Annotated in this window: 8 protein-coding genes; 6 read left to right on the top strand and 2 right to left on the bottom strand. The window is 33.0% G+C overall.

Going from position 1 to position 9,600, the window contains the following annotated elements; genetic code table 11:
- The first annotated feature begins 154 nt into the window (after nt 1-154).
- The 3 genes from HGPG_RS03840 to HGPG_RS03830 all read left to right on the top strand — a co-directional run bounded on the left by HGPG_RS03840 (nt 155) and on the right by HGPG_RS03830 (nt 3,903).
- Nucleotides 155-622 carry a hypothetical protein gene (locus tag HGPG_RS03840; protein WP_019124743.1) on the top strand — a complete coding sequence of 156 codons (468 nt, stop codon included), beginning with the start codon at nt 155-157 and terminating at the stop codon, nt 620-622.
- A gap of 74 nt (nt 623-696) precedes the next feature.
- Nucleotides 697-2,742 (top strand): Rib/alpha-like domain-containing protein, encoded by a 2,046-nt coding sequence (locus HGPG_RS09950; protein ID WP_019124742.1) that lies wholly within the window; start codon nt 697-699, stop codon nt 2,740-2,742.
- A 90-nt stretch (nt 2,743-2,832) separates the two neighbouring features.
- Nucleotides 2,833-3,903, top strand: coding sequence for an alpha/beta fold hydrolase (locus HGPG_RS03830; protein WP_019124741.1), 1,071 nt, complete (start codon nt 2,833-2,835; stop codon nt 3,901-3,903).
- 91 nt (nt 3,904-3,994) lie between these two features.
- Here the strand turns inward: HGPG_RS03830 and HGPG_RS03825 are convergent, their stop codons facing one another.
- Nucleotides 3,995-4,252 (bottom strand): putative signal transducing protein, encoded by a 258-nt coding sequence (locus HGPG_RS03825; RefSeq protein WP_019124740.1) that lies wholly within the window; start codon nt 4,250-4,252, stop codon nt 3,995-3,997.
- Nucleotides 4,253-4,396: 144 nt separating this feature from the next.
- Here HGPG_RS03825 and HGPG_RS03820 point away from each other — a divergent pair, with 144 nt between their 5' ends.
- Nucleotides 4,397-5,701, top strand: a complete 1,305-nt coding sequence (locus tag HGPG_RS03820; protein ID WP_019124739.1) for a sodium-dependent transporter — start codon at nt 4,397-4,399, stop codon at nt 5,699-5,701.
- A gap of 109 nt (nt 5,702-5,810) precedes the next feature.
- Here HGPG_RS03820 and rpsD read toward each other — a convergent pair whose 3' ends face one another.
- A complete protein-coding gene (gene rpsD, locus HGPG_RS03815) occupies nt 5,811-6,407 on the bottom strand; it encodes a 30S ribosomal protein S4 (protein WP_019124738.1) in 597 nt (198 codons plus the stop codon).
- 225 nt (nt 6,408-6,632) lie between these two features.
- Between rpsD and HGPG_RS03810 the strand changes: the two genes are divergently transcribed.
- Together HGPG_RS03810 and HGPG_RS03805 are read left to right on the top strand one after the other, a co-directional pair.
- The gene (locus tag HGPG_RS03810; RefSeq protein WP_019124737.1) at nt 6,633-7,976 is read left to right on the top strand and encodes an oxaloacetate decarboxylase subunit alpha; all 1,344 of its coding nucleotides are present in this window, start codon (nt 6,633-6,635) and stop codon (nt 7,974-7,976) included.
- Between the two features lie 110 nt (nt 7,977-8,086).
- Nucleotides 8,087-9,334 (top strand): aminopeptidase, encoded by a 1,248-nt coding sequence (locus HGPG_RS03805; protein ID WP_019124736.1) that lies wholly within the window; start codon nt 8,087-8,089, stop codon nt 9,332-9,334.
- Nucleotides 9,335-9,600: the final 266 nt, after the last annotated feature.

Below are 9,600 nucleotides of genomic sequence, written 5' to 3'. Positions count from 1 at the left end.
GCAAAAATTTTGGAATTTTATTAAATTTTACTTCTTCATCATATAGAAGTGAGAGTTTACTTTTGCTATAATTAAATCAAAGATATTTTTTGGAATTTTTTTATATTTTTTGTAAGAAACCCAGTGGACATTATTAAAAAACTAGGAGGACATAATGAAGAGGAAATTGTTTTCGTTATTTTTAATCGTAACTTTATTTTTTAGTGTCTTTAATCCTGTTTTTGCCAAAGAATCTGGACCAAAGGCAAATGATGAAAACTCGACACAGAATGGAGATCTCCCAATAGTTACTGAGACCATGCCAAAAGAAGCTGATAAAAGCAAGTATGTGAAAATACTTTTTGTAGCAAAGACAAATTTAACAGGCAATGTTCAAAATTATGGAACTATAAAAAATGAAGCAGGAGAAAGTTTTAATCTTATTGAGGAAAAAGATAATCTTGGAAAAAATGTTAAGGCTAAGCCCTTTTACGCCTTAAAGACTGCAAAGTGGTCAGAAATGTTGGACTATGAAGAAGATGGTAAAAAGGTATTTGCAGAATTATTTGCTGAGAATAATGAAACAGATGAAGAGAAAAAAAAGATCATAAATTTCTCGGTTGGACTTATAGAGGACCTTTAGTTAATCCTTATAGCAAAGCATTTTCTGAGGATAAAAAAATAGGTGAAATTGAGGGTGCCACTGGAAAGTATGACATGAACAGGCCAATGATATTTGAAGCAAAATTTCAAGGTTTGCCATATATTTTTATGAGAGGTCAAATCATTGATATGAGAGATTCTGATGGGTATTCTGTTAATTCATCTCATGATTATAAATGTGGAATTTTTGATGTAAAGGGAAAAGGAAAAATTTTAGCTACCGACTTTCAAAAAAAATATTTTGCTACAAGTTTTAATAATTTAAATGAAATGACCTTTTATGTAAGGAATGATGTACAAAATAGGAGCCTAGGGCTTTTAAAGCCTGATTTAAATCTTCCTGAAGATTATAAACTTTGGTATTGGTATGACACTTCTTCATTAAATATTTTAAATGGTAATTATGACTTGCTTAATAAAGATTATATATATAAACCTAAACTTATAAAAAATGGAGAAGATGCAGCAAACATACTAGATAAGAGCAAAAATTTACCAAAAGATATTTTTATTGTAACTTTAAAGGCTAGTAAAGGTATTGCAAATGCACCGATAGGAAATTCTGAAAGTAAATATAATAAATCTTATGCGATTTTTAAAGGTTCAACTTTAACAAAAATAGGCGATAACTTGCCGACACCAGAGGCAGAAGACAAAACAAAGGAAGCTGCCTGGTTTATTGGTGATAGAAAAGTGGATAATATAGAAAATATTCCTATCACTAGTGACATGACCTTTACTGCAAGAGTAGTTGAAGAAAAAGATAAGTATAAGGTGAGTGTAAAGGATATAGAAAAATCCTTTGGGCTTGCCACGACAGAAGAGGAAATTTTGGCAAGTGTTTCAACAGATTATCCTAAAGATTCAACAAGCCAACCAAGTAAAACCATAATAGAGGGACAAAATTTGCTAGATGGAAGGACTTCTGGCAGGCATGAAATCAAGGTTGAGGTAAAGTATCCCGATGGATCCACAGATGAAGTCACTGTAAAAGTCACTGTAGAAAAATCACAAGCCGAAACTTATGAGGCAGAGACAAAAACTATTGAAGTAAATAAAGATGAAGTCTTGACTCTGGAAAAGTTAAAAGAGGGAATTACAAACCTTCCTCAAGAAGTTAATGTTGTCATAAAGGAAAATGCCGACACAAGTGAAGTTGGAGAAAAAACTGCAAGGCTTACTTTGACTTTTAAAGACACTTCAAGTAAAGAAGTAGAAGTTAAGGTAAGAGTTAATGAAGTTATTCCAGAAAAAACTGATTCTGAAAAATATCCACCAGTAATTCCTAAAGATTTAAAAGTTTTAGATAAAAATAAGCTTAGCCAAGGAGAAATTGATGAAATTGCAAGAAAATTTAAGCTAGCAAATCCTAAGGCTAAGGATGTAACAGTTGATGAAAAGGGAATAGTGACTCTTATTTATGAGGATGATTCTAAAAATATTTTGAAGCTAGAAAATTATTTGACAGAAGTTCCAAAGGGAAATAGTGAAATTGATAAGGATAAGGACAAGAAAGATAATAAAGACAATAAAGACAAGGAAGAAAATTGGGACAATTATTATCCAGATTACTACAATTATTTTCCTCGCCTAAACAATAGAGATCATCAAGTAAATACTTTAAAAGCATTTGCCAGCCCTTCAATAAAAATTAAAGAAGAAAAGAAAGCCACAGAAAAAATTTCCTATGTATTTCACATCAACGAATTTGAATACGAAATTATAAGGGACGGATTTTTAACAAAAGTTAAGATGGACATAAGTCCTGTAATTTATAAGGGAAGGACTATGCTTCCACTAAGGCGAGTGGCAGAAGTTCTTGGCGCAGAAGTTGTCTGGGACAAGTTTACGAGAACAGCTTCCTTCACTAGAGATGGACTTACTGCCTCAATTCAAATCGACAACAATAAAATTATCCTTTCCAATGGAAAAGTTATTGAAATGGAAGCAAAACCTCTAAACATTAAAGATAGAATTTTTGTGTCCCTTGTCAATGTGGCAAAAGTTTTTGGACTTAATAATGGAAACACAGAGGACGGAAAAGACAATGACATTGAATGGGATAATGAGGCGAGGACAGTTACTATTTCTGTAAAATAAACTAGAAAAGAAGGACCAGATGGTTCTTCTTTTTTTCTTTAAAGGGAAGATTTTTATTTTTCTTTTGCTATAATTAGATTGAGGTGTTAAATGGTTTATTTTATTATTTTACTTATTTTAATAATTCTTTTGCTTCCGCAAATTCATTACAGAAAGTCAAACAATTTAAGGCAAAATGAAGGCGTGAATTTAAAATGTGATTTAATTTTTAAAGATGAAGAGGTCAGTGGCCAAAGACAAGACCGTCAAAAATTTGGAAATGTAAAAGACTTTTATGAGCTTCCAAACTGCAAGAGCCTTAAGGTTAAGTCCTATGATGATTTTATTCTTAGTGCTGCATTTTTCCCAGTGGAAAATCCCAAGGCTCTTGTGCAAATTATTCACGGAGCCTTGGAGCACAAGGAAAGGTATTTTCATCTAATTAAATTTTTTAATGAAAATAATTACAGCGTATTTATATCTGACAACAGAGGTCACGGGGCATCCCTTTCTGACAAGTACACCTTCGGATACATTGACGGTTTTGAAAAAGTTGTTGACGACAATATTGCTATTACAAGGGCTCTTAAAGAGAAGTTTCCAGACAAAAAAATTTATTTAGTGGGCCATTCCCTTGGCACTGTTTTTGGAAGAATTTATCTTGAAGAGGCAGATGATTTAATTGATAAGCTAGTCTTGTCTGGTCCACCAAATTATATTCCAGAAGTTTCCCTTGCAATTTTTATTGGAAATTTTATAAATTTTTATTTTGGTGAAGAGAGAACAGTTTTTATCCTAAAAAAATTATACACTGGCGAGAAATTAAATTGGGACTGGTTGAGTTACAGCCAAGATAACATTGATGATGCAAAGAGAGATCCCCTAATGCCAAAAGTTTTTAAAAATCGCGGCTATCTTGCCGTCTTTGAAGGTGTAAGGGAACTCAACAATTTAAAAAACTTTAAGTGCAAGAATCCAAGTCTTCAAATTTTATTCCTTGCTGGTAAGGATGACGTGGTAATCGGCGGAGAAAGTGGCTTTGAAAGTTCAATTGATGCCCTAAAAAAAGTTGGCTACAAGAATATTGAAGCAAAGCTTTATGAAAATATGAAGCATGAAATTTTTAGGGAAGAGGATAGGGACAAGGTATTTAAAGACCTTGTGGACTTTTTGGAGATTTGAAAAGGAAAATTTTTTATAAAGCAAAAAAGCTGACGCAAAAAATCTGCATCAGCTTTTATTTATTTTCATGAAAAGTTTTAAACAAAAATTATTAATCGAAATTTAAATCTTCTGTGTCGTCGTTGTCATTCATAAAATAAACTAAGAGTTCGTTGGCCTTGTCAAAGTCATCTTCAGAGACATAGATGCCCTTTTCGTAAAGAGAAAATCCAGAGATGAGCCTCATATAATCGCCTTCGTCTTTAACAAAATATGGGATGGAATTGTCCTCTAGGAAGGCACAGATTTCATCAAATAAAAGTTTATTAGTTGAAGTAACAAGTTTTACATATTCAATGTCTTTATTCATAATATCACCTGTTAAAATTATACCCTTAATTAAATAAAAATAAATTAAAAAATTTAGCTGGGAAAAACACTTTAGGACTTTTATCTATTTAAAAAATATAAATTTTATGATACTATTTTTAGTATATGAAAAAAGGAGGAGCGTATGTCAAAACAAAGTGAAGGATTTTCATCAATCCTTGGATTTATTATGGTTGCCATTGGCCTTGCCCTTGGAATAGGAACTCTTTGGAGATTTCCCTATGTAGTTGGCGAAAACGGTGGAGCAATTTTTATATTTTTATACATTTTAATAATTTTAGTCATAGGGATTCCTCTTATGACTTGTGAAGTTACTATAGGTTATGCAACGGGGAATGCGGCAATAGATGCCTACAAGACTTTAAAACCTGGTACTAAGTGGTATTTAGCAGGCTATCTTCATACTCTTGCAGCAGTTATTATTGTAGGTTATACTTCACTTATATATGCCTGGATAATAAAATACATTGCAGGAGCTATTAGCGGAGATTTCGTAGGGCTTACAAGCGAGGGAATACAAAATTATTTTGATACTTTTAATGCCAATAAGCCAATGGTATTTTTATTTTTCTTAATTAACTTTTTGCTCAATGATGCAGTAATTATTTTAGGAGTGCAAAAGGGAATAGAAAGAGTATCAAAAATTTTAATTCCAATTTTATTTGTAATTATGATTGTAATAATTATTTTTGGACTTAGACTTCCAGGTGCCAAGGAGGGACTTGCATTTTTATTTAAACCAGACCCTTCTAAATTCTCCATGAATTCAATAATAACTTGTCTAGGTCAAGCCTTCTTTGCCCTTGGACTAGCTATGCTTGGGTCCATGGTTTTTGGTTCCTACATCAAGGAAAAAGATGAAAACATCTTTAAAGATTCATCAGTAATTTGCCTTGCCCTTGTCTTTGCAGGAATTTTATCTGGACTTATGATACTTCCAATTGTATTTGCAACAGGACTTACACCAGGAGAAGGCGTTGGACTTACATTCTTGACTCTTCCACTTGCCTTTAATGTTGTGCCCTTTGGCAGAATCCTTTCAGTTTTATTTTACTTTGGATTTTACATTGCAGCCTTTACATCATCAGTTGGAGTATTAGAAGCAATAGTAGGACAATTTATGGAAAGATTTAAACTTGAAAGAATAAAAGCTCTTATGCTTGCAAGCATAATAATAATTGCAATTGCAGCTTTATCTATTTTCTATGATCCAGCCTTTGCCTTTATTGACAATGTAGAAAGTAATTACATCTTAGTAATAGGATGTCTATTAATTGCACTTTTCTCTGCCAGAGCTTGGAAGATGGAAAATTTATTAGAAGCAGCAAACATTAAAAGTCCTTTTGTGAGAACTTGGATGAATGTAAGTATAAAATATATTTCACCTATAGTTATAGTGATAATATTCTTTAGTCAATTTATAAAATAATTTTTAGAAATCAAAAATCGCCTGGTTTTAAAAGCCAAGCGATTTTTTTTTAATATGTAATTAAAAAATAGGCAAGAAAAAAGACCCATCTGGGTCTCTTTTTCTTTCATTACATGTTCTTTGAATAGAATTCAACGATTAATTGGTCTTCAATTTCTATTGGAACATCTTCTCTATTTGGTAGAGAAACTAAAGTTGCCTTAAAGTCTTCGTCCTTAGAAATGTAAGGATAGTTTACAACAATATTAGTGTTGTAATTTTCTTTAAATAGATCAACTTTTCTTCCTTTAGCAGATAATGCAATTACATCGCCAGCTTCACATCTGTAAGAAGGAATATTAACTTTCTTTCCATTTACAGTTAAGTGACCATGAGTAACCATTTGTCTTGCTTGTCTAATTGAAGATGCATAGCCCATTCTGTAACATAAACTGTCAAGTCTCCTTTCAAGGAATGTTACAAGGTTAGGACCAGTTTGACCTGGTGTCCTTTGAGCTTCTTTGAATAGATTAACAAATTGTCTTTCAAGCACACCGTAATATGCTCTTAATCTTTGTTTTTCTAAAAGTTGCTTACCATATTCAGTAAGTTTTTTATCGCTTCTTGCAGTACCTCTTGTAGCTCTTTTCATAGCCTTTGGGTGACCGCATACATTTAGTCCAAGTCTTCTTGATTGCTTGAACTTTGGATCCATCATTTTTGCCATTTTTTATCAAACTCCTATAAATTTTCGCCGCGATAATTTATAAGCCGATAGCATTATACTAGAAATGGAGCCCTTTGTAAAGAAAAAAAATTAAAATGAGAAAACTTTTATGAAGCGACAAGAATTTTTTGTCAAGAAAGCTATTATTTAATGAAAAATTTTGAGCAAATTGTGTTATACTAACATTATAAAAGTAATCTCGGCAATTAATAGTTAGGAGGATTTATGAAAAAAATAGAATTTGTGGATACTATTCTTCGTGACGCTCATCAATCACTTATGGCGACAAGAATGACTTATAAAGATATGGAACCTGCACTTGATAAGCTTGACAAAGTTGGATATAGGGCTCTCGAGTGTTGGGGCGGTGCAACTTTTGACTCATGTATTAGATTCTTAGATGAAGATCCATGGGAAAGGATTAGAAATATTAAGTCTCGCATGAAAAATACAAAGACTCAAATGCTTTTGAGAGGTCAAAACCTTTTGGGCTACAAAAATTATCCAGACGATGTTGTAGAAAAGTTCGTCGAATTATCTGTTAAAAACGGAGTTGACATAATTAGAATTTTTGATGCCTTAAATGATTTAAGAAACATCGAAACTTCACTTAGAGCTGCAAAAAAAGCTGGAGCAGAAGCACAAGTTGCAATTTGCTACACAACTTCAGAAGTTCACACAATCGAATACTTTACTGATCTTGCAATAAAAATACAAGAAATGGGCGCTGATTCAGTTGCAGTAAAGGACATGGCAGGAATTCTTACTCCACCTGTTTCTAGAGATTTAGTTAGGTCTCTTAGAAAGGCTGTGGACATTCCAATAGAACTTCACACTCACGAAACTACTGGCTGTGGTTCAATGACTTACCTCAAGGGAGTTGAGGAAGGCGCAGATATTTTAGACACTGCTCTTTCACCATTTTCTGGTGGAACAAGTCAACCTCCAACTGAAACTCTTGCCATAATTTTAAAGGAAGCTGGCTACAAAGTTGATTTAAACCTTGATATTTTAAATGAACTTGCACCTTACTTCCAAGAAGTTAAAAATAAATATTTAAATGACGGAACTTTGAGAGTAAAAATGCTTACTGTTGACCCTAAGGGACTTATTTATCAAGTGCCTGGCGGCATGCTTTCAAACTTAAACTCACAACTTTCTGCAGCAAAGCAAGAGCATCTCTTTGATAAAGTTCTTGCAGAAGTGCCAAATGTTAGAAGAGACATGGGCTTCCCACCACTAGTTACTCCAATGAGTCAAATGGTTGGTACTCAAGCCTCCTTTAATGTAATGACAGGCGCAAGATACAAGATGGTTCCAAATGAAATTAAGGATTACCTAAAGGGACTTTATGGAAAGACTCCTGTTGAAGTTGACGATGCTTTTAGAAAATCAATTATAGGCGATGCTGAAGTGATTACAGATAGACCTGCAAATCATCTTGAGCCAGCCCTTGATAAATACAGAGCTGAAGTAGGAGACCTTGCAAGGACTGAAGAAGATGTGCTAACTTATGCACTATTCCCACAAGTTGCAAAGGACTTCTTAGCTAAAAAATATAATAAATAAATTTTTATACTATTGGAGATTATATGTCTTCAATAGTATTTTTTTGCAAATAAAAAATTTTTGTTGTATATTATTTTTTGTAACAAAAGATAAATGGAAAGGATGATAAAATGGAATACAAAGATTTTCGAGTTGATGATTATATAGAAAAATATGCTGAATTAATTTTAAAAGTCGGACTAAAAATAAAAGAGGGCGACAGGCTTGTCATAAGATGTCCTATAGAAGCAAGGGACTTTGCTATAAGATCTACAAAAAAAGCCTATGAACTTGGAGCCTCTGAAGTAGTTGTAGATTATAGGGACCAAGAAATTTCCAGATTAAAATACGAAAATGAAAGTCTAGAAATTTTAACCGATGTGCCAAAGCATAAGGTGGACAAGGAAAATTATTACATGGAAAAGAAGGCAAAGTATCTTTCTGTAACAGGGTCTGATCCAGATGCCTTTAAGGGCGTGGATTCTGAAAAACTTTTTAAGGCAAATCTTGCAACATCAAAGGCATTAAAGGACTTTTCTGCAAAGATGATGGCAAACTATGTGTCATGGATAGTCGTGGGAGCAAGCATTCCTTCTTGGGCTACAAAAGTTTTTCCTGACTTAAGTGAAGATGAAGCTGTGAGAAAATTGTGGTACGAAATTTTTTCTTCAGTTAGACTTTTTGAAGGTGATCCAGAAAAGGCACTTGAAGACCATGTAAATAACTTAAATAGGTATAGCAAATTCTTAAACGAAAATAAATTTGAAAAGCTTCACTACAAGTCAGAAAAGGGAACTGACTTAGAAGTTTGCCTTCCAAAGGGCTACATCTTTGCAGGAGCAGGCGATGTAAATAGTGACGGCGAAGAATTTATTGCCAATATGCCGAGTGAAGAAGTTTTTTCTGCCCCAAGACTAGATGGAGTAAATGGAAAAGTTTATTCAACTATGCCCCTTAATTACAACGGCAATTTAATTGAAGACTTCTATTTAGTTTTTAAAGACGGGGAAGTAGTTGACTACGATGCAAAAAGTGGAAAAGAATATTTAAAAAATATTATTGAAACTGATGAAGGATCAAAGAGACTTGGAGAAGTTGCCCTTGTGTCCCACAACACACCAATTTCCATGAGAAAAGTTTTATTTTACAACACACTTTACGATGAAAATGCCTCTTGCCACTTTGCCCTTGGCAAGTCCTATCCATCTTGCATAGAAGGCGGAGAAAAACTTACAATAGAAGAATTAAAAGAAAGAGGCATGAACGATTCACTAACTCATGTTGACTTTATGGTTGGCGATGCAAGGACAGAAATAATTGGCATCAAAGAAAATGGGGAAGAAGTTCAAATTTTTAAAGATGGAAACTTTGTAATTTAATTTGGAAATAATTGATGGTTCTAGCACAAATAATTAACACCTCTAGAAATGATAATGATAAAGCACAAGCAAATGTATTAACAGCATTAGAATTTATAGAGCAAAAGAAATGATTAGCATGGAAAAATTTTGCTTTTATATATAACAAAATCTATTATATATAAAAACTTATAAAAATACCAAAGAAACCTTTATAATTTCTTTGGTATTTTTGTTGTACGCTTTAGCATGAATAAACCACCAGCTATGCTGGTGGTAGGAATACT

Origin of the sequence: Peptoniphilus grossensis ph5, from assembly GCF_000311825.1 — a bacterium.
GTDB lineage: Bacteria > Bacillota > Clostridia > Tissierellales > Peptoniphilaceae > Peptoniphilus_A > Peptoniphilus_A hominis.
The sequence above is the reverse complement of the archived record's forward strand: the minus strand, read 5'-3'. Positions and strand labels throughout refer to the sequence as shown.

Bases quoted from the DNA above. Each gene is read 5' to 3' on its own strand.
- HGPG_RS09950 (WP_019124742.1), top strand. From the start codon at position 697: ATGAACAGGCCAATGATATTTGAAGCAAAATTTCAAGGTTTGCCATAT.
- HGPG_RS03810 (WP_019124737.1), top strand. From the start codon at position 6,633: ATGAAAAAAATAGAATTTGTGGATACTATTCTTCGTGACGCTCATCAA.
- HGPG_RS03820 (WP_019124739.1), top strand. From the start codon at position 4,397: ATGTCAAAACAAAGTGAAGGATTTTCATCAATCCTTGGATTTATTATG.
- HGPG_RS03825 (WP_019124740.1), bottom strand. From the start codon at position 4,252: ATGAATAAAGACATTGAATATGTAAAACTTGTTACTTCAACTAATAAA.
- HGPG_RS03840 (WP_019124743.1), top strand. From the start codon at position 155: ATGAAGAGGAAATTGTTTTCGTTATTTTTAATCGTAACTTTATTTTTT.
- HGPG_RS03805 (WP_019124736.1), top strand. From the start codon at position 8,087: ATGGAATACAAAGATTTTCGAGTTGATGATTATATAGAAAAATATGCT.
- rpsD (WP_019124738.1), bottom strand. From the start codon at position 6,407: ATGGCAAAAATGATGGATCCAAAGTTCAAGCAATCAAGAAGACTTGGA.
- HGPG_RS03830 (WP_019124741.1), top strand. From the start codon at position 2,833: ATGGTTTATTTTATTATTTTACTTATTTTAATAATTCTTTTGCTTCCG.